Raw genomic sequence first — 21,829 nt, 5'->3', positions numbered from 1 at the left:
GGACCATGACCACGGGCTCGGTCACCGGCCGGATCCACTCCTGGGACCTGTCCACCGGCGTGGACGGTCCCGGGACCCGGTTCGTCCTCTTCACCAGCGGCTGCCCCCTGCGCTGCCTCTACTGTGCCAACCCGGACACCTGGCACATGCGCGACGGCAAGGAGACCACCGTCGACGAGACGATGGCGGAGATCGACCGGTACCGCGGCTTCCTCACCACCGCCGGCGGAGGCGTGACCCTCACCGGCGGCGAGCCCCTGCTCCAGCCGGCCTTCACCGGAGCGGTGCTGCGCCGCTGCAAGGAGGCCGGCCTCCACACCGCCCTGGACACCTCGGGTTTCCTGGGCGCCCGCGCCACGGACGCGCTGCTGGCCGACACCGACCTGGTCCTGCTGGACGTCAAGTCCTTCGACGTCACGGCCTACCGGAAGCTGACCGGCGGCGCGCTCGCCCCCACCCTGAACTTCGCCACCCGGCTCGACCGGCTGGGCCAGCGGGTGTGGATCAGATACGTCCTGGTGCCCGGCTGGACCGACGACGAGGAGGCCGTCGACGGACTCGCCGGCTTCCTCGCCGGCCTGAGCTGTGTGGAACGGGTCGACATCCTGCCGTTCCACAAGCTCGGCGCCGCCAAGTACGACGCCCTCGACCTGCCCTTTCCGCTGCGGGACACACCGGTGCCGGACGCGGCCCTGGTGGAACGGGTACGGGGACAATTCCGCAGGCGTGGCCTCGCGGCCCACTGACGCTGCGCGAAAACGGGGCCGACAGGCCCTGGACCTCGGTCATCCTTGGGGGAAAGGATCCTGACCAAGGCCGAGGCATCACGAGGAGCATCCGATGGCGCACAGCGAGCAGGGCGACAGCACGGGAAGTCCGATCAAGGTCTTCCTGCTGGACGACCACGAGGTGGTACGGCGAGGAGTGCACGACCTGCTGGACGACGAACCGGACATCACCGTCGTCGGAGAGGCGGCGACCGTGGAACAGGCGCTGGTCCGGGTCCCCGCCCTCCGCCCCGACGTGGCCGTCCTCGACGTACGCCTGCCCGACGGGGACGGAGTGACCGTCTGCCGGGAGCTGCGGTCCAAGATGCCGGATTTGGCCTGCCTCATGCTGACCTCCTTCGACGACGAGGAGGCCCTGCTGGACTCGATCATGGCGGGCGCCGCCGGATACGTACTGAAGCAGATCCAGGGCTCGGACCTGGTCTCGGCCGTGCGGACGGTCGCCCGCGGGCAGTCGTTGCTCGACGCCAGCGCCACGACCAAGCTGATGGCGCGGCTGCGCGGCGGCCAGCAGCCCGCCGAGGAGCCGGAGGTGCTGCCGGGCCTCACCGACCGGGAACGCGAGATCCTGGACCTGATCGGCGAGGGGCTCACCAACCGGCAGATCGGCCAGCGGTTGTATCTCGCCGAGAAGACGGTCAAGAACCACATCTCCCGGCTGCTCGCCAAGCTCGGTGTGGAACGCCGTATCCAGGCCGCCGTCATCGCGACCCAGGCGCGTGACCGCAACCGGCCCGAGGGCCAGTAGGCGTTCGGGCCGACTCTTGCGGAATTGAGGATTCCGGCCAGTCGGCCCGTACAGCTGCGCTGATCCCTTATCGGCCCCGTGCCGGAGCCGCTACCGTGGCAGTTGAACGGTACGGCTGCCGGCAGGCGGATGAGGCGTTGAGGAGCAGCGGTGGAGAACGCCGAAGGAGTCCGCGATGCGCGCGTACGACTTCCGCAACTTCGGCTGGACGAGTTGTTGGAAGAACTGCAGGCCCGGCTGGACGCGGCCCGCGGCACCCGCGACCGGGTGCACAGTCTCCTGGAGGCCGTGCTGTCGGTCGGCCGCGAGCTGGACCTCGAACAGGCCCTGCGCAGCATCGTCGAGGCCGCGGCGGCCCTGGTCGACGCGGAGTACGCGGCGCTCGGTGTGATCGGTCCGGACGGCAAACGGCTGTCCGCCTTCCACACGGTGGGCGTCGACGCGGAGCAGATCGCGCGCATCGGCCCCTACCCCGAGGGCCACGGCATCCTCGGCGAGCTGATCCGCCACCCCGAGCCGCTGCGCCTGGCCAAGCTCTCCGACCACGAGTCCTCCTACGGCTTCCCGGCCCACCACCCGCCGATGAACACCTTCCTCGGCGTTCCCATCCGGGTGCGTGACCACGTCTTCGGCAACCTCTACCTCACGGAGAAGCGCGGCGGACAGCAGTTCGACGAGGACGACGAGTCGGTGCTGGCGACGCTGGCCGTGGCGGCCGGTGTGGCGATCGACAACGCCCGCCTCTACGAGGAGTCCCGGCTGCGCGAGCGCTGGCTCCAGGTGAACGCGGAGATCACCCACACGCTGATGTCCGGCGGGGACCAGGGCGGAGTGCTGCCGCTGATCGCCGAACGGGCCAGGGAGATCACCGCCTCCGCCCTGAGCATGGTGGCCATGCCGGTGACCGGGACCGACACCCTCGCCGTGGAACTCGCCATCGGCCAGGAGGCCGACGTGTGGCGCGGGGTCATACTGCCCCTGGAGGGCAGCCTCGTCGGGCAGGCCTTCGTACGGCGGGCCCCTGTGAGCAGCCCGGACGTTCTCGCGCGACTCCCGGGTCTCGGCCGGACCGCCGCGCTTCGAGGGACTCGGGCCGGCCGTCGCCGTGCCGATCGGCTCGGCCGAGGAGATCCGCGGTGTGGTGCTGCTGGTCCGGCAGGCCGGCGGCCGGGAGTTCTCCGAGAAGGAGACCGAGCCGCTCCAGGTCTTCGCCGCGCAGGCCGCCGTCGCGATGGAGCTGGCGGAACGCCGCCAGGACGCCGAACAGATCGCCCTGCTGGAGGACCGCGACCGGATCGCCCGCGACCTGCACGACCTGGCCATCCAACGGCTCTTCGCCACCGGCATGACGCTGCAGAGCGCCGGTCGCCGCGTCCAGGACGACATGGCGTCCGAACGGATCCTGCGGGCGGTGGACGACCTCGACGAAACCATCAAGATCATCAGATCGACGATCTTCGGGCTGCGCACCCGCGACGACGACGCGGCGCCCGGCCTGCGCTCGCGCGCCGTGCGCGCGATCGGCGAGGCGGCCCCGCTTCTCGGCTTCGCCCCCAGCGTCCGCATGGAGGGCCTGCTCGACACGCATGTGCCCGCCCAGACCGCCGACCACGTCATGGCCGTCCTCACCGAGTCCCTCACCAACGTCGCCCGGCACGCCCGCGCCGACCGCGCCGATGTCGTGCTGGAGACGGACGGCAAGCAGGTCCGCCTGACGGTCACGGACAACGGCGTCGGCATCCCGGCCGGGGGCCGCCGCAGCGGCCTGGCCAACATGGCCGAGCGGGCGCGAAAGCTCGGCGGCGACATGGAGCTGGAGAGCCCGGGAGGAAAGGGGGCCCGGCTCGTGTGGCACGCGCCGCTGGAGCAGTCCCCGCCCGCCCCCTGACCACCCGGGTGATCACAGCTCGTCCGCCACGACCTCCTCGACCGGGCGGCGGGGCGAGGTGAGGCCCTCGGGGCCGTACCCGAGCCGGATCACCATCTGCGTGTGCGCACGCGGACCGTCGACCGGGACACCGTCCAGGATCCTGCGCAGATCGGGCCACTCCATGGCCTGGTGCAGGAGCGAGGCCCGCACCCCGCGCCGGGTGGCCAGCAGCAGCACGCGTTCCAGGGCCTGGCCGGCCCGCAGCCAGTCCGCGCGCCGGTCGTGCGCCGTGGACAGCAGCGCGAGCGTGGGACGGGTCTCGAAGGCGCGGGCGGGCAGCACGTCGGGGTGCCGGTGGGCGCCGAAGTCCCGCATCGGCATGCGGTCCAGGGCGTCCTGCGGCCCGAGGGCCACCGACGGAAGCCCCAGCGACCGCGGGTGCGGTCCGCCGACCATCCGGCGGCTCTCGGCGGCCCGGTCGGCATCCGCCCTGTTGCGGCTCTCCGCCTCCCACGTGGCGCACAGCACCCGGTCGGTGCCCGCGCGCCCCGGAAAGCGCAGGGTCGCACCCTCCAGATGGGCCGCCTCGGCCAGTTCGGCGAGCAGGTCCGAGGGCAGCGGTCGCCCGGAGAACGGGAAACGGCTGCTGTGCCTGCGCCACACCGCCTCGTACAGACCGGTCGACTGCGCGCCGCGCGCCGATTCGGCGAGCCGGACCGTGGCGAGCAGGGCGGGCCGGTCCGGGCAGGGGAGCAGCCGGGTCACCGGCTCCCAGCCGAAGTGGGCGGCGGCGACGCGCAGGTTGAGGACCGCGCAGCCCACGGACAGATGCACCGCGCGGCCCACCGGATCGGTGTGGCGCAGCCCCCGGTCCGCGGCGGCGTCGATCCGCACGGTGCGGGTGTCGGCGTCGAGCCGGAACCGCCAGGGCTGGGTGTTGTGCAGGGAGGGTGCGGCCACGGCCGCCGCGACCAGCCGCTCCAGGACCGGCGCGTCGAGGGTCGTAGAACTCATCGTGACTCCTTCCCGCCCACGTCCGAGGCCGGCTGGGCTGATGGATGACCCTTGTCAGCCTCGGTCCGCGCCCTCGCGGGCGTGAGGGGCCGTGCGGGCCACGTCGGGAGCCGTTCGGCCCTGCCCGCGGGTGGTGGCCGAAGGTCCCGGTGTTTTGGGGCTGTTGAGTCCCCGGGTGCGGACCTTCGGCGTCGGGCGTGGGGCGGCCGGGGCCGGGAAGGTAAGGGGTGTCAGGAACCAGCCGGACGTATTGAAGGGATCAACGCCATGGCCGTGCACGAGCCCACCCAACGCAGTTCGGGTTTCCGTCTGCCGTCGTTCCGCAGGAACCACACCGCCTCCGCCCCGGGGTCGGCCGAGTCGGCGGACGCCGGCACGCTTGCCGCACGGGCCTACGCCTTCGCCGCGGCCCGCGTGCTGCTGGGGTTCGTCTTCCTGTGGGCGTTCCTCGACAAGACCTTCGGCTTCGGCTACGCGACCCCCTCCGGCAGGGGCTGGATCGACGGCGGCTCGCCGACCGAGGGCTTCCTCGGGCATGTCGCGGTCGGTCCGATGGAGTCGACGTTCCACTCGTGGGCCGGCGCGGCCTGGGCGGACTGGCTGTTCATGCTGGGCCTGCTCGGGATCGGGGTCGCGCTGATCGCCGGGGTGGCGCTGCGGCTGACGGCGGTGGCCGGGACGGTGATGATGGCGCTGATGTGGGTGGCGGAATGGCCGCCCGCGAAGCACCTGTCGGACGGCTCGGCTAGCGGCTCGGCGAACCCCTTCGTCGACTACCACCTGATCTACGCGGTGGTGCTGATAGCCCTGGCCCTCGCCTCGGCCGGCAACACGTTCGGACTGGGCCGGCTGTGGGCCAGGCTCCCGCTGGTCCGCGACCACCGGTGGCTGCGCTGAACGCGAGCGGTGGGGCGGGTCCACAGCCGGACCCGCCCCACCGGCCTGCCGGCCGGGACGGTCGGCCCCAACCCGGGACCAGCGGCCCCTGCCCGGTGAACCCGCCGCACGAGACACTCAGAACAGAACGAACGACACAGGAGGTGGGCGCAGTGGTCCGCACGATCACCGTTGGACTCGACGGCTCGTTGGAGAGCCGGGCAGCCGCAGATTGGGCGGCCCGCGAAGCCGTGCTGCGCAAGGTGCCGGTACGGCTGCTGCACGTGTGGCAGCCGGTTCCGAAGTCTTTCGCCAAGGCCTCGCACCTCGACGCCGAGACGCACCAGCACTGGACCGAGCGGATCCCCCGGGAGGCTGCCGAGGGGCTGCGGAAGCTGCACCCCGAGGCCGAGGTGATCATCGAGCAGCGGACCGGGTCGCCGGCCGAGGCCCTGCTCGACGCCGCCCGCGACGCGGAACTGCTGGTGCTGGGCTCGCGCGCCCTGAGCGGCCTCACGGGCTTCCTGATCGGCTCCGTCGGCCAGTCGGTGGTCGCCCGCGCCGAAGTGCCCGTGATCCTCGTCCGGGCGGGCGAACAGGCCGCCGACGAACACGTCAAGGACCCCGCCGGCATACCGTCCGCCGCCACCGACTTCCGGCCCGTGGTCCTCGGCCTGGACACCGACAGCCCCGACGAGACGGTGATCGCCTTCGCGTTCGAGGAGGCACGGCGCCGCGGGGCCGTGCTGAGCGTCGTCAAGGGCTGGAACCTGCCCTCCTACTACGTCTACACGATGGCCGCCGGCTTCGACCCCCGCGAGGACCTCGCCCGCGAGCAGGCCGAGACCCTCGCCGAAACGCTGCTGCCCTGGCGGGAGAAGTTCCCGGACGTCGAGGTGAACGAGGTGTGCCGGCTCGGCAGCCCCGCCAACCAGCTCATCGACGCGGCCGACGACGCCTCCCTCGTCGTCATCGGCCGCCGGGTGCGCCGGCGCCCGTTCGGCCCGCACGTCGGAGCCGTCGCCCACGCGGTCATGCACCACGCCACCACCCCCGTCGCCGTCGTCCCGCACGACTGACGCCGCCGGCCGGAGGAAGACCGAAGGAGCAGCACCATGAAAGCAGCGGTCGTCCAGGAGTTCGGCGCACCTCTGGTCATCGAGGAGCGCCCCGACCCCGAGCCCGGTCCGGGCCAGGTCCGGGTGCGAGTCGAGGCGTCCGGCCTGTGCCACACCGACATCCACGCCGCGCACGGCGACTGGCCGGTCAAGCCCACGCCGCCGTTCGTGCCCGGCCACGAGGCCGTCGGCCTCGTCGAGAAGCTCGGCGACGGCGTGACCCACCTGTCCGTCGGACAGCGCGTCGCCGTGCCCTGGCTCGGCAAGGCCTGCGGACGGTGCGAGCACTGTCTCTCCGGCTGGGAGACCCTCTGCGAGAGCCAGATCAACACCGGGTACGGCTGCGACGGCGGATACGCCGAGAAGATGCTGGCCTGGGCCGACTTCGCCCAGCCGGTGCCCGACGGCGTCAGCGCCCTGGACGCCGCCCCGCTGACCTGCGCGGGCGTCACCACCTACAAGGCGCTGAAGGTCGCGGGCGTCAGGCCCGCCCAGCTCGTCGCGGTCTCCGGCGTGGGCGGACTGGGCCACCTCGCGGTGCAGTACGCGAAGATCGCCGGGGCGCGGGTCGCCGCGATCGACGTCACCGACGACAAGCTGCGGCTCGCCCGCGAACTCGGCGCCGACATCGTCATCGACGCCCGCACCCAGGACGTCGGCGCGGAGCTGCAGCGGCTCGGCGGCGCGCACGCGGCCATCGCCCTCGCGGTGAACCCTGCCGCCTTCAAGGCCGTCAACTCCGGTCTCAGGCGCGGCGGGAAGCTCGTCATGGTGGCCCTGCCCGCGCACGGCACCCTGGAGGTCCCGATCTTCGACACCGTCCTCAACGGAACCTCGGTGATCGGCTCCATCGTCGGCACCCGGCAGGACCTCGCCGAGGTCTTCCAGCTCCACGCGGAGGGCCGCACGAAGGTCATCCGGGAGACCCGCCCGCTCGCCGCCGTCAACGACGGCATCGCCGAGGTCCTCGACGGCCAGGTCAAGGCGCGGATCGTGTTCGATTTCAACCCGGAAGGCTGAAGAAGGATGTACCTGCCCCTGGTCGTCGGAGTCGACGGTTCCGAGCCGAGCCTGCGGGCCGTCGACTGGGCGGCCGACGAAGCCGCCCTGCACGCGGTTCCCCTGCGGATCGTCCACGCCTACCGCTGGGAACGCTACGAGGGGGCCGCGCTCTCGGCGGAACTCGGCAAGCAGTCCGCGCACGTGACCCCCGCCGACATCCTCACCGTCGCCACCCGGCGCGCCCGCCGTCACCACCCGGACCTCTCCGTCAGCACCGAGGCGGTGCCCGAGGAACCGGAGTACGTCCTGCTGCGCGAGGCCCGCGACGCCTCGGCCGTGATCGTGGGCACCCGCGGGCGCGGCGGACTGGCCGGCCTGCTGCTCGGCTCCGTCAGCCTGAGCGTGGCCACCGCGGCGGACTGCCCGGTCGTCGTGATCCGCGGCGACCACGACAACCGGGCCGCCGGCCGGCACGGCCGCGTGGTCGTCGGCGTGGCCGGCGCGCCGACGGCGGCGGTGCGCTTCGCCTACGAGGAGGCCCGGCGGCGCGGCGCCGACCTGGACGCCATACGGGCCTGGCGCTGCCCCACCCACGACACCGTGGACTACCCGCTGCTCACGGGCACGCCCGAGCGCCTGCACGAGGAACGGGCGGCCGAACAGCTGGAGGCCGCGCTCGCCGACGCCCCGCCGGACGTGAAACTGCACCGGCACACGCTGGAGGGCCCCGCCCGCCGGGTGCTCCTCGCCGCCTCGCAGGACGCGGACCTGCTGGTCGTCGGCCGACGCCGGCCCGGACAGTTCGGGCACCGCCTCGGCCGCAGCGCCCACACCCTCCTGCACCACGCCGTCTGCCCGATCGCCGTCGTACCCGACACGGCGTGAGGGCCCCGGGCCCGCGCCGCGCGGGGCGACCGGCGCCGGGCGGGGGCCGACCGCCCCTGCGGGCACCCCCGTGGAAGGCTCCCGGGCGCGAGCGCGGCGCGGTGGACACCCGACCCGTCGAAGGACCCGAGCGGCTCGGAGGAGAACCGCCATGAAGGACGACATGCCGCACCGCCCCGCGGTCCACGCGCTGCTCACGGACGGCACCACCGTCCGCATCCGCGCCGTCGAGCCCGGGGACCACGACCAACTGGAGGGGCTCTACACGGAGATGTCCCCGGACAACCTCCGCCTGCGCTTCTTCTCCGCCGGCCCCCGCTCGGCCGGCCCCGCCGCCGACAACGTGTGCGCGCCGGCCCGGCGCGGACACCGGGCCCTGCTCGCCGAACGCGCGGGACAGATCCTCGGTCTCGTCGAGTACCACGCCGCCGCCGACGCCCCGCACACCGCCGAACTCGCCGTCGCGGTCGCCGACGGCCTGCACCACCGGGGCGTGGGGACCCTGCTCGTCGAGCACCTCGTCTCGGCCGCCCGCGCCGACGGCATCACCGCCTTCACCGCCGACGCCCTCAGCGAGAACCACGAGGTGCTGCGGCTCTTCGCCGACCTCGGCCTCACCGCGACCCGGCGGTTCGACGGCCCCGAGGTCCACTGCGCCATCGACCTCCGCGAGGACGAGACCTATCTGACGGCGACGGAGGCCCGGGGCCGCACCGCCGACGTGGCCAGCCTGGAACCGCTGCTGCGACCGCGTTCCATCGCCGTCGTCGGGGCCGGCCGCCGGCCCGGCTCGACGGGCCGCGCCCTGCTGCGCCACCTGCACGCAGGAGGCTTCACCGGCCACCTGTTCGCCGTGAACCCGGCCGTCAAAGCGGTCCTCGGCATACCGTCGTACCCCTCCGTCGACGCCCTCCCCCTGACCCCCGACCTCGTCGTCGTGGCAAGCCCGGCCGAGACCCTGCCGGCCGTCGCCGAGGAGTGCGGCAAGGCGGGCGTACGAGCCCTCGTCGTGCTTTGCGCCGGACTCGACGCCGAGCAGGCCGAGGCCCTGCTCACCACCTGCCGCTCCCACGGCATGCGCCTGGTCGGCCCCGACTGCCTCGGTGTCGCCAACACCGCGCCCGGACACCGCTTCGACGCCACATTCGCCGCCGCGCACCCGCGCACCGGGACGGCGGGGGTCGCCGTGCAGTCCGGCGGCGTCGGCATCGCCCTGCTGCAGGGACTGTCGCGGCTGGGCATCGGGGTGTCGACGTTCGCCTCGCTCGGCGACAAGTACGACGTCAGCGGCAACGACATGCTCCAGTGGTGGGAGAGCGACGAACACACCCGCCTCGCCCTGCTGCACCTGGAGTCCTTCGGCAACCCGCGGGCCTTCTCCCGCACCGCCCGGCGCGTCGCCCGGCGGATGCCGGTGCTGACCGTCGACGCCGGACGCACCGACGCCGGCCGCCGCGCCGCCGCCTCGCACACCGCCGCCGCGGCCACCGGCACGATGACCCGCCAGGCGCTGTTCACCCAGGCCGGCATCACCGCGACCCGCTCCGTCGGCGAACTGCTGGAGACCGCTGCCCTGCTGCACTCCCAACCGCTGCCGGCCGGCCGCCGCGTCGCCGTGATCACCAACGCCCGCGGTGTCGGAGTCCTCGCCGCCGACGCCTGCGCCGAGGCCGGACTCACCCTCAACCCGCCCGGCCCCGAACTGGCCGACGCCCTGCTCGCCGTACTGCCCGGCGCGGCGATCGCGGCAAACCCCGTGGACGCCACCGCCGCCGTCACCGAGAACGCGCTGCGCGCCTGCGTGGAGCGGCTCGTGAACCACCCGGCCGTCGACGCCGTGCTGCTGGCCCTCGTCCCCACCGCGGCCGCCGCCGCGACCGGCGACGACCCGGTCCGGGCCCTCACCCGGGGACCCGGCCGCCGGGCCAAGCCCGTCCTCGTCGTACGCCTGGAACAGGACCTTCCGGTCACCCTCCTGCCCGTGGCCGACGGCGAGGCGATCCCCTCGTACGCCGAACCCCGGGCGGCGGCACGGGCGCTGGCCCACGCCGCACGCCGGGCGGCCTGGCTCGCCCGGCCCGCCGGCACCGTGCCGGACCTGGACGGCATCGACCGGGACCGCGCGCGAACGCTGGCCAACGACTTCCTCGCCGGCCGGCCGGACGGCGGCTGGCTGGACCCGCACACCTGCGCCGCGCTGCTGTCCTGCTACGGCATCCCCCAGCAGCCCTGGGCCTGGGCCGAGACCGACGACGACGCCGTACGCGCCGCCGAACGGCTGCGGGGCGCCGACGGCCGGGTGGTGCTCAAGGCCCACTGGCCCGGACTCGTGCACAAGAGCCTGCAACACGCCGTCCACCTGGATCTGAGGGACGAGGCCCGGATACGCGCCGCCTTCCGGGACCTGCGGACCCGCTTCGAAGGGCTCATGACCGGAGTCGTCGTCCAGCCGCTCGCACCCCGGGGCACCGAACTGTTCGCCGGCGTCGTCCAGGACGGCGTCTTCGGCCCCCTCGTCGTCTTCGGGCTCGGCGGCACGGCGACGGAGGTGCTGGCCGACCACGCCGCCCGCCTCGCCCCGCTCACCGGCAACGAGGTGCACGACCTGATCACCGCCCCGCGCTGCGCCCCCCTGCTCTTCGGCACGCGGGGCGGCGGCCCCGTCGACCTGGAGGGGCTGGAGCGGATACTCCACCGGCTGTCACGGATGACCATGGACCTCCCGCAGCTCGCCGAGGCCGACTTCAACCCGGTCCTCGCCACACCCGACGGGGTCACCGTCCTCGACGCGCGGATACGCCTGCTGCCCCGCCGGCCGCAGGACCCCTATCTGCGCCGACTGCGCTGAGAAGGCACCGGCGCGCCGAGAAGGCACCGTCTCCGAGAAGGAGCCGGTGAGAAGGAGCCCGCGGGTCAGCCCGCCCGCTGGCTCCAGCGCGGGCCGACCAGCCGCCACTGCGCGTCCCATCGCGCCAGGCGCCGCCGGTCGAGGCGCCGGCGGGCCAGGGACGCCGCGCCGAAGGCGGCGCCGGAGAGGACGGACGCGGAGCCGATGCCGAGGAGCGCCGACTCCACGGCGGCGTCGACAGGCCCGGTCGGCGGGGCGGCGAGCCTGCCGTGGGCGTCCAGCCAGACCGTGACGCGCGCCCCGGAGCGCACATCGGTGGTCACCAGGGTCTGTCCGGTGCGGTGGGTGCCGTCCGGGTTCTCCCAGCGGACGGTCGCCGTGGTCCGATAGGCCGTGCTCTCGGCCGACGAGGGGTTCTGCGCGGCGTTCTTCAGCACGACGGCCCGCACGGAGCGCAGTTCGGCGCGCTCCCGGGTGAAGGCGTCCTGGGCGGCCCGAGCCGTCACCAGTCCGGCGGCAGCGCCTCCGACCACGACGACCGCCCACATCACCAGCAGCACCCAGGCTTCGACGATGTCCTCACGCCGTCGCAGGGGGTTGCCGTGCCAGCGCCACAGCCGCCTGCGCCGAGTCCTGTCACCGCTCATGGGCCCCGCCCTCCTCGTCCACTGCTCCTTGGAACCTGACACCCGGGACCTGCCGGTGTCTTGGGCCGACAGGGAACCTCCCGAGACCGACCGGACCCGCCTCCCACCGCGGGGAAACCCTCCCCACCACGGGCGAGGGCGGGCACCCGGACCGGATCGGCGCCGGTGGACGGCGGGGACCGGGCGGCGGGGCGATGGGGCCGTCCGGCCCAAGCCAGGGCGAGGGAAGCGGGGCACGGTGGAAGCATGAGTCGATCACGTGTGGCGACGGGAATCCGGCTCGTTCCCGCGGGCGGCCGTCCGCGGGTCCCTCGGCTCCCGCCGCGGACAGCGAGAGGGTGAGGAAACCTATGAAGGCCCATGTCTTCCACGGACCCGGACAGTCCGCCTGGGAAGAGACCGCCGATCCGGTCCTGCGCGAGACCACGGACGTGATCGTGCGGGTCGACGCCGTCACCGTGTGCGGGACGGACCTGCACATCCTGAAGGGCGACGTGCCCGAGGTCAGGCCGGGGACGGTGCTCGGCCACGAGGCGGTCGGGGAGATCGTCGAGGCCGGCCGGGACGTACGGTCGGTGCGGCCGGGGGACCGGGTGCTGGTCTCCTGCATCAGCGCGTGCGGCCGGTGCCGCTACTGCCGGGAGGCCATGTACGGGCAGTGCCTGGGCGGCGGGGGCTGGGTCCTCGGCCACCTCGTCGACGGCACCCAGGCCGAGTACGTACGCGTCCCCCACGCCGACTTCTCCGTGCACCCCCTGCCCGCGACGATCAGCGACCAGGACGCCGTGATGCTGGCCGACATCTTCCCGACCGGCTACGAGGTGGGGGTGCTCAAGGGGAAGGTCCGGCCGGGCGACACCGTCGTGGTGGTCGGCGCGGGCCCCGTGGGGCTGGCCGCCATCGCCACCGCCCGGCTCCTCACGCCCGAGCGGATCGTCGCCGTGGACATGGCCGCCACCCGGCTGGAGGCCGCCCGGAAGGCCGGGGCCGACGCCGTGGTCTCCGCCCGGGAGAACCCCGAGCAACTGATCGCCGACCTCACCGCGGGGCTCGGCGCCGATGTCGTCATCGAGGCCGTGGGAGTGCCCGAGACCTTCGAGATGTGCACCCGCATGGTGCGCCCCGGAGGACACGTCGCCAACGTCGGCGTCCACGGAAGTCCCGTGACGCTGCACCTCGAAGACCTCTGGATCAAGAACCTCACCATCACCACGGGCCTGGTCGACACCCACTCCACGCCCACCCTGCTGCGGATGGCGGCCGGCGGCCGGCTGCCCACCGACCAACTGGTCACCCACACCTTCCCGCTCGACCGCATGGAGGAGGCGTACGACGTGTTCGCCCGCGCCGCCGACACCGGCGCGCTGAAGGTCGTGCTGGGCGGACCGCAGCGCGAGATCGTCGAGGTGCGCGCGGCCTGAGAGCGGCACGGGTGAGCGGGGGACAGGCGCGGGCCGGGAGGGCCGCACCGGACGACACACGGAAAGACGACCGGCTGATGTACCGCAACGACGGATTTCGCGAACTGAACCGGCAGGAGAGCCTGCGGCGGCTGGCCACGGCGGCCGTGGGCCGCATCGTGCACACGCGCGACGCGCTGCCCGCCGTCCTGCCGGTCAACTTCCTCCTGGAGGAGAGCGGCGCGGTGCTGGTGCGCACATCGGCCTCCTCGGAGCTGGTCCGCGCCATCGACGGCGCCGTGGTCGCCTTCGAGGCCGACGAGGTGGACGCCGTGGCCCATTCCGGCTGGAGCGTCGTCGTCACCGGCCCCGCCTCGGTGGTGACCGACCCCGAGGAGCACGAGCACCTGGTCCGCACCGGGCCCCGGTCCTGGGTGCCCTGGCCCGTCGAGGTCTTCGTGCGCATCGAGCCGGAACTGGTCACCGGCCGGGAGCTGGTCGGCGGGCGCACCCTCTACGGAGTCGACCTGTCGGCCTGAACCGTCGCGCACGGCCGCCGAATCCCCCAACTCCCTTCCTGCACACGGCCGTACGGCCCCAGAACGGGGCCCTTCGGCCGGTCCGCGCAGTCCTACCGGCCCCTGCCCACGGCACCGGGATACGACGAGCATCGTCCATGTGAGCCCCCACGGTTCACGGGACGGGCGAGCCTCCGTCCCCGCGGGCACCGTCACGAGTCCCACCGGGCGGCCGGATTTCGGGAGGAACGGATGGACAACCAGGACGTGGTCGTCGGTGTGGACGGCTCGATCGCCTCCGTACGGGCCCTGGACCGCGCCGCGCAGGAGGCGTCCGGCCGCGACGGGGGCGTCCTTCGCGTCGTGTACGCCGTACGGGATCGCGACGAGGCGGCCCCGGTGCTCTCCTCGGCCGTCGCCCGCGTGCACAAGAGGCACCCCGGACTGCCCGTGGTGTCCGAAGCCGTGGAGGGCCGTGCCGTTCAGGTGCTCACCCGCGCAAGCGCCACGGCGGCTCTCACCGTGGTGGGTGCCAGGGGTCTTGGCCGCACCGCCGGGCTGCTGTTCGGATCGACCAGCCGGCGGCTGGCCGCGCGGACACGCGGCCCGCTGCTCGTCGTACAGCCGCAACGCGCGCGTGCCGGGCGGGGCGAGGTGCTGCTCGCCCTGGAGGACGACGGGAACATGACCGCGGTCGTCTGCGCCTTCCGGGAGGCGGACCGGCGAGGCACCCGGTTGCGGATCGTGCGCTCCTTCCTCCAGCGGTACATCCGCACCGAACCTCCCACGTCGGCGCCGGGCCGGGCGCGGGGACTGTGCCCCGCCGACCGGGGAGCCCCCACCGAGGACGCCGTATGGCGCTTCGACACCGCGGCGACGGGGGAGTCCTCCCCGGGCACGGCCGTCGACGCCCCCACGGTACGGCGCGCACCCGCACGGGAACTGCCGGAAGCCGCCCCTGTCCGGACGACCCTCGTCGTGATCGGCGTCCGCCGCCACGGCAGCCGCTCCCGCCGCAGGCGCCGGACCACCCGCGCACTCCTCCACGCCCACTGCCCGGTGATCGTCGTACCGGAGGACTGAGACGCCCCGTCAGACCGTCCCGTCCGGCACGGGGATTCCGGCCAGTGCGGTGCCCAGGGCGGTGGGCGCGTAGTAGACCGTGCGGCCGACGCGGTGGCGGGTGACCAGTTCCGCGTCACGGAGCGCGGTGAGGTGTTCGGAGACGGTGGCGGGGCTCAGGCCGAGGTTTCGGGCCAGGGCGCCGGTCGAGGCGGGTTTGTGCAGGCTGGTCAGCACCCTGGCGCGGGTACGCCCGATGAGGCGCTGAAGGCTTTGGGGGGCCGAGGGCGCGGGTGGGGGCTGCCAGAGGTCACCGACTCCGCGCGCGGGGTAGATCAGGGTCGGCTGCCAGGGTGCCTCGGTCACCACGGTGAGCGCCGGCCACACGAAGGCACTCGGCAGGAGCAGGAGTCCTTGCCCGTTGAGGGGGTGCCGGGTCCGGTGGGGAGCGGCGATGTGGAGTGCGCCGCGTTCGTGCCAGGTGACGGCGGGGTGCAGTGCGGTGAGCATGCGCTGGAGCCCGCCCTCGGCCAGCTGGCGTGATCTGACGGCGATGTCGGCGTCGAGCAGGTCCCGCAGCCGGGGCCATTGCGGGGCGACGAGCCAGTTCCAGCAGGTACGGATCAGGGTGACGAGCCGGATGAGGGTGCGCTCGGGGTCGGCGAGGAGGCGGTCGGTGACTTCGGGGGGCGCGGGCGTCTTCCGTTCGGACCCGTGGAGACAGCGGTGAAGCTCCCGCCTCACCTGGATGAGGGGGGTGCCCGCGACCCGGGCCAGTTCGTCCTCGATCTCCGAGAGGGGGCCGGCCGGGGGCGGGGTGAGGAAGTCCGGTGTGTACCCGGTGCGCGGGAGGAGGGCCAGGAGCGGGGAGAGCTGTCGCTCGTCGAGTTCGGGGCGGAGCCTTCTCAGCCAGGGCAGGTGGTAGGCCTGGCGCCGGGGATCGGCGAGGGTGCGCACGGCGGCGACGGTCTCCCACAGGGGGGAGAGCGCGAAGCGGCATTTCATCAGGTCCGCCGTCTCCACGAGCAACAGCACCGCCATCACCGCACCTTGTCTCCCATGGCCGCGACAGGCCCGTGGATTCGGCTGTTCCCGAATCCATTGAACCGCGGCCGGGGCGCTGCGGATGCTGCGTTCCATGTCCCCGCACAACTCCCGCGTCCCCCGGCAGAGCGACCCCGCCGCACCCCCCGCCTCCGCGACGTACCGTACGGTCCTGGCAGTGCCCGAGTTCCGCGTGATCTTCCTCGCGCAGGTCATCGCGACGCTGGGCAACGTCGTCGCGCAGATCACGCTCTCGATCATGGTGTACCAGCGGACGCAGTCACCACTGCTGTCCTCGCTGACGTTCGCGCTGGGCTTCGCCCCCTATGTCTTCGGGGCGGCGCTGCTGTCGGCCGTGGCCGACCGGCGTCCCGCCCGGGACGTCATGGTGGCCTGCCAGGCGGTCAGTTGCGTGGTGGTCGGCGCCATGGCCCTTCCCGGTGTGCCCATTCCCGTCCTGCTCGTCCTGCTGCTGGTGCTCGGCACGGTCGCGCCGGTCTTCCAGGGGGCCCGTGCGGCGAGCCTGCCGGACCTGCTGTCCGGCCCGGGGTACGCGCTCGCCCGGTCCCTGCTGCGGCTCGTCTCGCAGAGCACCCAGATCATCGGCTTCGCGGTCGGCGGGCTGCTGCTCCTCGTGACGACCTCCTCGCAGGCCCTGCTCGCGGCGGCGGCGGGCTTCGGTCTGGCGGCCTCGCTCCTCCGGTCGGGAACCCGGCGTCGGGCGGCCCGCGAGCCGGAAGGCGGTACGCGGGGTTCGGTGGCCCGTGCGTCCCTGTCGGGCGTACGGCAGGTGCTGGCTGTCCCCGGGCTCCGTCCGCTGCTGTTGCTGACCTGGCTGCCGCCGGCCTTCGCCGTCGCGCCCGAGGCTCTGGCCGCCCCGTACGCGGACGATCTCGGTGGCGGCCCGGCCGCCGTGGGGCTGCTGTTGTGTGCCGCACCGGCGGGCTCGGTGGCCGGCGAGTTGCTGGCCGGCACCTTGCTCACCGCGCGAACCCGGGTGCGGATGGTGCTGCCGGCCGCCGTGCTGATGTTCCTCCCGCTGCTCGGGTTCGCGTTCCGCCCCGGTCTGTGGACCTCGGTGGCTCTGCTGACGGTGTGCGGTCTCGGTTTCACCTACGCCATGGGGCTGGACCAGCGGGTCCTCGACGCGACTCCGGAGGAACTGCGCGGACGGGCGCTGACCATCACGCTGGCGGGGCTGATGATCACCCAAGGGCTGGGGTTCGCCGCCGCCGGCGCGGTAGCGGAGTTCCTGCCGCCCCACGTCGTGATCGTGACCGTGGGCTCCCTCGGCCTGCTGACCCTGGCCCGGTGCGGGGCGTCGACGCGGGGACGCGGGTGTGCGGTGGTGAGTCCCAGGCGTGGAGCCGTCGGTCGCCGGTCCCGCGCTCGCCGGGCGCGGCGCTGCCGCTGTACTCGCCGAGACCGGAGACCAGTTCGGAGACATCGGGGTTGTCGGCGTACCTGCGCCGGTGAATCTCGGCGATCTTCGCGCCCAGTTCCGGGTCCGGGTCGGCGGAGATGTCGAACGACACTAACTTGTCGACCAGCGGCAGGCCGAGCCGGTGGACCTCAAGGTGGGGCGGGTGGTTCATGAGCCGCTCGTGGGCCGCGAGGTCCTCGACGACGGAGACGGCGCCGTACTCTCGTACTCTCCGCCGAAGTCCCGGCCCAGGACGAACGACCTGAGGAACGGGACCGAGTCCGGGGCATCCCGCGTGGTCTGGAGTACCGCCGCCACCTCCTCGTCCGGGACCTCGGACCTGACGGAGAAACGGATGCCGTGATGAATTATCATGCACGGTCTCGTCGCACTGGAGGTGTTCGGGCACACCTCGTTCATCGGCGTCCACCAGGAGGAGATCTTCCACGTGGAGATGCGCAACCTCCACCAGGACATCCGCAAGCGGCTGCCGGCCACGAGTGAGCGTTGAGGATCGTGGTTGACGAGGCCCGTTTGCGTCATGGGCATAGCATGCTGCCCATGACGCAAGAAGATGGGCAGTTGGACAGCCTCGTACGCAAACGGATCCGCGCCCTGCGGGTCGCGCAGGGCTGGTCCCTGGAGGAACTGGCCACCCGGGCCAACCTCAGCCAGTCCTCACTGAGCCGCATCGAGAACGGCCGACGACGCCTCGCCCTGGATCAGTTGGTCACCCTGGCCCGCGCTCTGGACACCACCTTGGACCAGCTCGTGGAGAACGCCGCCGACGATGTCGTCATCAGCCCGATGATCGACAGTGCCCACGGTCTGATGCGCTGGCCCATCAAGGGCGACCCCGGCATGAGCGTGATGCGCAGGCGGATGACCGAACCGCCGCCCGACAACCCGGCCCGCATGCGCGCCCACCCGGGCCGCGAATGGCTCGTCGTACTGTCCGGCACCGCCGTCCTGATGCTCGGTCACCGGCGCTTTCGCGTCGAGACCAACCAGGCCGCGGAGTTTCCCACCATGATGCCGCACGCCATCGGCACCGAGAGCGGACCGTGCGAGATCCTGGGCATCTTCGACCGGGACGCCCGCCGCGGCCACCACAAGGACACCGGCGCCGACGACACCGAGACCGACGCGCGGTGAGCGGTACGCCGGGCTCGCCGGCCGGGGTCACGCGGAGCCGTGCGCGTGGAGGTGCTCCAGCCTGGACACCCCCTCCTGCCAGGTGGGTGTCACGCCGTCGGGGACCCGCCAGAACACGTAACTCGGGTGCTCCGTCCTCTCGAACCAGTCGTAACGCCTGCTGAGCGCCTCACGGTGCGGGCCGGTGTGGACGGCGTCGAAGGCGGGGCGCAGGTCGGTCCAGAGCGAGAGGGTCGTGGCCAGGGCGATGGTCTCCACGGTGCGGCCCTTGTCGTACCAGGCCGGTACGGCGAACTCCCCCCATGGGCCCCAGTCCAAGTCGAAGTGCGTGCCCCGTCCGCCGTCCGCCGCTTCCGCGTGGGCGAGGTATCCGGGGTGCTCGCTGATCTTCCGGTAGATGAGCCCACTGCGGTCGTGGAACTCGCGTGTGAGAGGTGCGGGATCGGCGAGCGGTGACTTCAGGACGCCGAACGTGTACAGAGCAAGACGGGACATGCGTCTCCTCCTGGTTTTTTCGGGGGCGGGCCACTCGGCCCGACGGAACTCCGGTGCGACCGTTCTCGATCGCCGAAGACCCGGTGAAGGTAGCGGCCCGCGTGAGCCCTGTCGAAGTTGCGCTTTCCCCGTCCGGATGCCCCCGCGCCCCTGTGCCGACGGCATGGATGATGCTTGGTCAGCTCGGCTTCGGCGCGTACGAGTTGGATCCGGCGCGACCGCTTGCCGCCACGTTTCCCCTCTGCTGACCTGGTCTTGGCTTTCCGCGGCTTCAAAGGGGAAGAGATGGCGCTCCGCATTCACTTCACACGGGACGACCTTCTGCGAGTGTCCCTCGCTCCGGGACCGGACCCGTTGCACGAGACGGTCATCAGCCTGCGAATTCTGCAACGACGCAGACCGGGCGCTGTTTTCGGCCCTTGGCAGCGCTGGGCCCGCCGGCAAATCCCCCGCTCCGTCCATCTTTTGGGCTCGCTGGTGCCCTCCCGTGGAGGCTTCCCGGACTTTCTGACCCCGCCGATCACCACCAGCTTCGACGCCGGCCTGGACGCGCTGCTGCACACACCGAAGTCCACCCTGCGCCGGGAGTTGGAGGAGTTCGCCGACTTCACGAGCACGTCACTGCCGACCTGGGCCGACTCGCTCGCCGACGGCTCCCCACGGTCCCTGGAGACCGTCGGCCACGCGCTGCGCGACTATCACCGGACGGCGATCGCCCCCATGGGACAGCACCTGCACGCCCAAACCGAGGCGGCTCGACTGTCCGCGGCGCGCACCCTGCTGACCGGGGGACTGGACGCGATGCTGGCCCGTCTGCACCCCACCATCCGCTGGACACCCCCCGTACTCGAACTCGCCCGTCCCGAACTCGATACGGACCTCCATCTGGAAGGGCGCGGTCTGCGCCTGATCCCGTCCCTGTTCTGCGGTCGCACGCCCGTCATCATTCCCTCCCACCGGCCACCCGTCGTGGCGTTCCCCGTCTCCCACGACACCATCTGGACCCCGGCGACCGACGCCGTTCCGGTGTCCCGCCGCAGCGGCCTGGCGGCGCTCCTCGGCCACACCCGCGCGACCGTGCTGCACACCATCACCGTCGGGCACGGCATCACCACCACCGACCTCGCCCACCACACCGGCATCTCCCCGGCCACCGTCTCCCACCACACCACCGTGCTGCGTGAAGCCGGACTCATCACCACCCACCGGACCGGTCCCAGCGCCCACCACATCCCCACCCCGCTCGGGACCCGGCTCGTGAACGGCGAGCAGGCGCCCCCCTCCTGAAGGCGCACGTGCCGCCGCGGCCGGACATCACGCAGGCCCGCCACCAGCCCTGTTCGAGCACCGTCCAAGCGTGTGGTCGCAGGCGGCGCGCAAGACCAACCATGTGGAGGTGCCGAACGCGATCGGCGCGACGGCGGGACAAGACCCGCCGGCCCCGTTCGCGAACTGGGAGGACAGATCACATGAGGCGAAACAGGCTGGTACTCACGGCGGCGGGCGGCGCGCTCGCACTGAGCGGCGCGCTGAGCACGCAGGCCGCCGCGGCGGACACGGGAGAAGTCACCACGCTCGCCACCCAGACGTTCAAGAACCAGGTCACAGGCCGTTGCATCGACGACAGCAGCGCCGGGTTCCGCACCTGGACCTGCAACAGCGGCGCGAACCAGCAGTGGACGGTGACCGTGTGGAACGACGGTACCCGCCAGCTCAAGAACCTCGCGACCGGCCGCTGTATCGACGACAGCGGCGCCGGGTTCCGCACCTGGACCTGCTGGCCCGGATCGGACCCGAGGTCCGCCAACCAGAGCTGGTACGTGCACCGGTGGAACGACGGCACCATCCAGTTCAAGAACCAGGTCACGAGCCGCTGCGCGGATGACAGCAGTGCCGGGTTCCGCACCTGGACCTGCTGGCCCGGAACGGACCCGAGGTCCGCCAACCAGAGCTGGGACTGATCAGCGCGAACCGGCCCGGAGTCGTGCCGCGTCGGCGCGGGCTCTGACGGGTTAGGCTACCCTAACCTCAGAGTCGCCCGGGGCGCGCCGCCGTACACGTCCGTACGTCGCGTCCCCAAGAGCCCGCGCCGCCGGGAGAACAGCCCCGAGCGGCGAGCCGAACCGCCGACCGCGCACCGGAGGCACCATATGAACGGCCGGACACCGAAGGTCACCGAGTACGCGCCGTCGCCGCTGGACGACCGCGCACGCGCCGTGGCCGACCGGTTGAGCACCCGCAGCCGGCGCCAGATCCGCGCCAAGCTCGCACCGATGCTCGCCCACGCCGCCGTGGGCCGGCTCCGCCACGGCTCGTGGGACATCAGCCAGTCCTCCGAGGGCAAGGCACTGCTGGCCGACAAGCTCGTCGCCCTCGACCCGCACAAGGCCGCGCTGTGCTACCAGATGTGCCGCGCCATCGGTGCCCGCCGCGTGGTCGAGGTCGGCACCTCCTACGGCCTGTCCACGATCTACCTCGCCGCCGCCGTCCGCGACAACCTCGCCGCCGGCGGTCCGCCTCCGCAGGGCCGGGACGACGCCCCCGTGGAGGCCAGGGTGTTCGGCACGGAGCACGAGCCCGCCAAGGTCGCCGAGGCCCGCGCGAACCTCACCGCCGCGGGACTGTCCGACCAGGTCGAGATCCTCGCGGGCGACCTGCGCGAGACGCTGCGCGACGTGACCGGCCCCGTCGACTTCGTACTCGTCGACATCTGGATCCCGATGGCACTGCCCGCTCTCGAACTCATCACGCCCGTGCTGCGCCCCGGCGCACTCGTCGTCTGCGACAACGTGGTCTCCGGTCGCCGCAGGTACGCCGATTACCTCACCCATGTCCGCGCCCCCAAGGGGCCGTTCACCTCGGTCACCGTCCCCGGGAACGGAGGACTCGAGGTGTCACGCAAGAACTGACGGCCCGCGTCCGACGGCTCGCCACGT

General features: G+C 72.8%; 20 protein-coding genes and 1 pseudogene. 17 read left to right on the top strand and 4 right to left on the bottom strand.

Going from position 1 to position 21,829, the window contains the following annotated elements; genetic code table 11:
* Positions 1-5 precede the first annotated feature (5 nt).
* The 3 genes and pseudogenes from pflA (at position 6) to AC4IHM_RS05500 (ending at position 3,424) form a co-directional block, all read left to right on the top strand.
* The gene (pflA, locus tag AC4IHM_RS05510; RefSeq protein WP_490865953.1) at positions 6-746 is read left to right on the top strand and encodes a pyruvate formate-lyase-activating protein; all 741 of its coding nucleotides are present in this window, start codon (positions 6-8) and stop codon (positions 744-746) included.
* A gap of 94 nt (positions 747-840) precedes the next feature.
* Entirely contained in the window at positions 841-1,536 is a 696-nt protein-coding gene (locus AC4IHM_RS05505; RefSeq protein WP_490865952.1) for a response regulator, read from the top strand.
* A gap of 150 nt (positions 1,537-1,686) precedes the next feature.
* Positions 1,687-3,424: pseudogene (locus AC4IHM_RS05500) on the top strand (GAF domain-containing sensor histidine kinase).
* 12 nt (positions 3,425-3,436) lie between these two features.
* On the opposite strand, the gene AC4IHM_RS05495 reads toward AC4IHM_RS05500, so the two are convergent.
* Positions 3,437-4,420 carry an Acg family FMN-binding oxidoreductase gene (locus tag AC4IHM_RS05495; RefSeq protein ID WP_490865951.1) on the bottom strand — a complete coding sequence of 328 codons (984 nt, stop codon included), beginning with the start codon at positions 4,418-4,420 and terminating at the stop codon, positions 3,437-3,439.
* A gap of 267 nt (positions 4,421-4,687) precedes the next feature.
* On the opposite strand from AC4IHM_RS05495, the gene AC4IHM_RS05490 reads away from it, so the two are divergent.
* From AC4IHM_RS05490 to AC4IHM_RS05470, 5 genes are all read left to right on the top strand, one after another.
* Positions 4,688-5,317, top strand: coding sequence for a hypothetical protein (locus AC4IHM_RS05490; RefSeq protein ID WP_490865950.1), 630 nt, complete (start codon positions 4,688-4,690; stop codon positions 5,315-5,317).
* Positions 5,318-5,469: 152 nt separating this feature from the next.
* Positions 5,470-6,375, top strand: coding sequence for a universal stress protein (locus AC4IHM_RS05485; protein ID WP_490865949.1), 906 nt, complete (start codon positions 5,470-5,472; stop codon positions 6,373-6,375).
* Positions 6,376-6,411: 36 nt separating this feature from the next.
* Positions 6,412-7,434, top strand: coding sequence for an alcohol dehydrogenase AdhP (gene adhP / locus AC4IHM_RS05480; RefSeq protein WP_490865948.1), 1,023 nt, complete (start codon positions 6,412-6,414; stop codon positions 7,432-7,434).
* Between the two features lie 6 nt (positions 7,435-7,440).
* Positions 7,441-8,301, top strand: coding sequence for a universal stress protein (locus tag AC4IHM_RS05475; RefSeq protein WP_490865947.1), 861 nt, complete (start codon positions 7,441-7,443; stop codon positions 8,299-8,301).
* Positions 8,302-8,452: 151 nt separating this feature from the next.
* Positions 8,453-11,149 (top strand): bifunctional acetate--CoA ligase family protein/GNAT family N-acetyltransferase, encoded by a 2,697-nt coding sequence (locus AC4IHM_RS05470; protein WP_490865946.1) that lies wholly within the window; start codon positions 8,453-8,455, stop codon positions 11,147-11,149.
* A gap of 65 nt (positions 11,150-11,214) precedes the next feature.
* Here the strand turns inward: AC4IHM_RS05470 and AC4IHM_RS05465 are convergent, their stop codons facing one another.
* The gene (locus AC4IHM_RS05465) at positions 11,215-11,796 is read right to left on the bottom strand and encodes an Rv1733c family protein (RefSeq protein WP_490865945.1); all 582 of its coding nucleotides are present in this window, start codon (positions 11,794-11,796) and stop codon (positions 11,215-11,217) included.
* 350 nt (positions 11,797-12,146) lie between these two features.
* Here AC4IHM_RS05465 and AC4IHM_RS05460 point away from each other — a divergent pair, with 350 nt between their 5' ends.
* The 3 genes from AC4IHM_RS05460 (at position 12,147) to AC4IHM_RS05450 (ending at position 14,797) form a co-directional block, all read left to right on the top strand.
* Positions 12,147-13,217 (top strand): zinc-dependent alcohol dehydrogenase family protein, encoded by a 1,071-nt coding sequence (locus AC4IHM_RS05460; protein WP_490865944.1) that lies wholly within the window; start codon positions 12,147-12,149, stop codon positions 13,215-13,217.
* 77 nt (positions 13,218-13,294) lie between these two features.
* Positions 13,295-13,735, top strand: a complete 441-nt coding sequence (locus AC4IHM_RS05455; protein WP_490865943.1) for a pyridoxamine 5'-phosphate oxidase family protein — start codon at positions 13,295-13,297, stop codon at positions 13,733-13,735.
* Between the two features lie 231 nt (positions 13,736-13,966).
* Entirely contained in the window at positions 13,967-14,797 is an 831-nt protein-coding gene (locus AC4IHM_RS05450; RefSeq protein ID WP_490865942.1) for a universal stress protein, read from the top strand.
* 9 nt (positions 14,798-14,806) lie between these two features.
* Here AC4IHM_RS05450 and AC4IHM_RS05445 read toward each other — a convergent pair whose 3' ends face one another.
* Entirely contained in the window at positions 14,807-15,817 is a 1,011-nt protein-coding gene (locus AC4IHM_RS05445; RefSeq protein ID WP_490865941.1) for a DUF5937 family protein, read from the bottom strand.
* A 97-nt stretch (positions 15,818-15,914) separates the two neighbouring features.
* Between AC4IHM_RS05445 and AC4IHM_RS05440 the strand changes: the two genes are divergently transcribed.
* The 3 genes from AC4IHM_RS05440 (at position 15,915) to AC4IHM_RS05430 (ending at position 18,398) form a co-directional block, all read left to right on the top strand.
* Positions 15,915-17,417, top strand: coding sequence for an MFS transporter (locus AC4IHM_RS05440; protein WP_490865940.1), 1,503 nt, complete (start codon positions 15,915-15,917; stop codon positions 17,415-17,417).
* Between the two features lie 199 nt (positions 17,418-17,616).
* A complete protein-coding gene (locus AC4IHM_RS05435) occupies positions 17,617-17,754 on the top strand; it encodes a hypothetical protein (protein WP_490865939.1) in 138 nt (45 codons plus the stop codon).
* Between the two features lie 50 nt (positions 17,755-17,804).
* Entirely contained in the window at positions 17,805-18,398 is a 594-nt protein-coding gene (locus AC4IHM_RS05430; RefSeq protein ID WP_490865938.1) for a helix-turn-helix domain-containing protein, read from the top strand.
* A gap of 27 nt (positions 18,399-18,425) precedes the next feature.
* On the opposite strand, the gene AC4IHM_RS05425 is transcribed toward AC4IHM_RS05430, so the two are convergent.
* Positions 18,426-18,893, bottom strand: a complete 468-nt coding sequence (locus tag AC4IHM_RS05425) for a DUF3291 domain-containing protein (protein WP_490865937.1) — start codon at positions 18,891-18,893, stop codon at positions 18,426-18,428.
* Between the two features lie 477 nt (positions 18,894-19,370).
* Between AC4IHM_RS05425 and AC4IHM_RS05420 the strand changes: the two genes are divergently transcribed.
* From AC4IHM_RS05420 to AC4IHM_RS05410, 3 genes are all read left to right on the top strand, one after another.
* Positions 19,371-20,180, top strand: a complete 810-nt coding sequence (locus AC4IHM_RS05420; protein WP_490865936.1) for an ArsR/SmtB family transcription factor — start codon at positions 19,371-19,373, stop codon at positions 20,178-20,180.
* A 182-nt stretch (positions 20,181-20,362) separates the two neighbouring features.
* Entirely contained in the window at positions 20,363-20,854 is a 492-nt protein-coding gene (locus tag AC4IHM_RS05415; protein ID WP_490865935.1) for an RICIN domain-containing protein, read from the top strand.
* A gap of 189 nt (positions 20,855-21,043) precedes the next feature.
* On the top strand, positions 21,044-21,802 hold the full coding sequence (locus AC4IHM_RS05410; protein ID WP_490865934.1) for an O-methyltransferase: 759 nt from the start codon (positions 21,044-21,046) through the stop codon (positions 21,800-21,802).
* Positions 21,803-21,829: the final 27 nt, after the last annotated feature.

The organism is Streptomyces sp. SL06 (genome assembly GCF_058244745.1).
This window is presented reverse-complemented; position numbering and strand designations above follow the sequence as displayed.

Excerpts from the sequence above, each read along its gene's own strand:
- pflA (WP_490865953.1), top strand. The coding sequence starts at position 6 with ATGACCACGGGCTCGGTCACCGGCCGGATCCACTCCTGGGACCTGTCC.
- AC4IHM_RS05505 (WP_490865952.1), top strand. The coding sequence starts at position 841 with ATGGCGCACAGCGAGCAGGGCGACAGCACGGGAAGTCCGATCAAGGTC.
- AC4IHM_RS05495 (WP_490865951.1), bottom strand. The coding sequence starts at position 4,420 with ATGAGTTCTACGACCCTCGACGCGCCGGTCCTGGAGCGGCTGGTCGCG.
- AC4IHM_RS05490 (WP_490865950.1), top strand. The coding sequence starts at position 4,688 with ATGGCCGTGCACGAGCCCACCCAACGCAGTTCGGGTTTCCGTCTGCCG.
- adhP (WP_490865948.1), top strand. The coding sequence starts at position 6,412 with ATGAAAGCAGCGGTCGTCCAGGAGTTCGGCGCACCTCTGGTCATCGAG.
- AC4IHM_RS05475 (WP_490865947.1), top strand. The coding sequence starts at position 7,441 with ATGTACCTGCCCCTGGTCGTCGGAGTCGACGGTTCCGAGCCGAGCCTG.
- AC4IHM_RS05470 (WP_490865946.1), top strand. The coding sequence starts at position 8,453 with ATGAAGGACGACATGCCGCACCGCCCCGCGGTCCACGCGCTGCTCACG.
- AC4IHM_RS05465 (WP_490865945.1), bottom strand. The coding sequence starts at position 11,796 with ATGAGCGGTGACAGGACTCGGCGCAGGCGGCTGTGGCGCTGGCACGGC.
- AC4IHM_RS05460 (WP_490865944.1), top strand. The coding sequence starts at position 12,147 with ATGAAGGCCCATGTCTTCCACGGACCCGGACAGTCCGCCTGGGAAGAG.
- AC4IHM_RS05455 (WP_490865943.1), top strand. The coding sequence starts at position 13,295 with ATGTACCGCAACGACGGATTTCGCGAACTGAACCGGCAGGAGAGCCTG.
- AC4IHM_RS05450 (WP_490865942.1), top strand. The coding sequence starts at position 13,967 with ATGGACAACCAGGACGTGGTCGTCGGTGTGGACGGCTCGATCGCCTCC.
- AC4IHM_RS05445 (WP_490865941.1), bottom strand. The coding sequence starts at position 15,817 with ATGGCGGTGCTGTTGCTCGTGGAGACGGCGGACCTGATGAAATGCCGC.
- AC4IHM_RS05440 (WP_490865940.1), top strand. The coding sequence starts at position 15,915 with ATGTCCCCGCACAACTCCCGCGTCCCCCGGCAGAGCGACCCCGCCGCA.
- AC4IHM_RS05435 (WP_490865939.1), top strand. The coding sequence starts at position 17,617 with ATGCACGGTCTCGTCGCACTGGAGGTGTTCGGGCACACCTCGTTCATC.
- AC4IHM_RS05430 (WP_490865938.1), top strand. The coding sequence starts at position 17,805 with ATGACGCAAGAAGATGGGCAGTTGGACAGCCTCGTACGCAAACGGATC.
- AC4IHM_RS05425 (WP_490865937.1), bottom strand. The coding sequence starts at position 18,893 with ATGTCCCGTCTTGCTCTGTACACGTTCGGCGTCCTGAAGTCACCGCTC.
- AC4IHM_RS05415 (WP_490865935.1), top strand. The coding sequence starts at position 20,363 with ATGAGGCGAAACAGGCTGGTACTCACGGCGGCGGGCGGCGCGCTCGCA.
- AC4IHM_RS05410 (WP_490865934.1), top strand. The coding sequence starts at position 21,044 with ATGAACGGCCGGACACCGAAGGTCACCGAGTACGCGCCGTCGCCGCTG.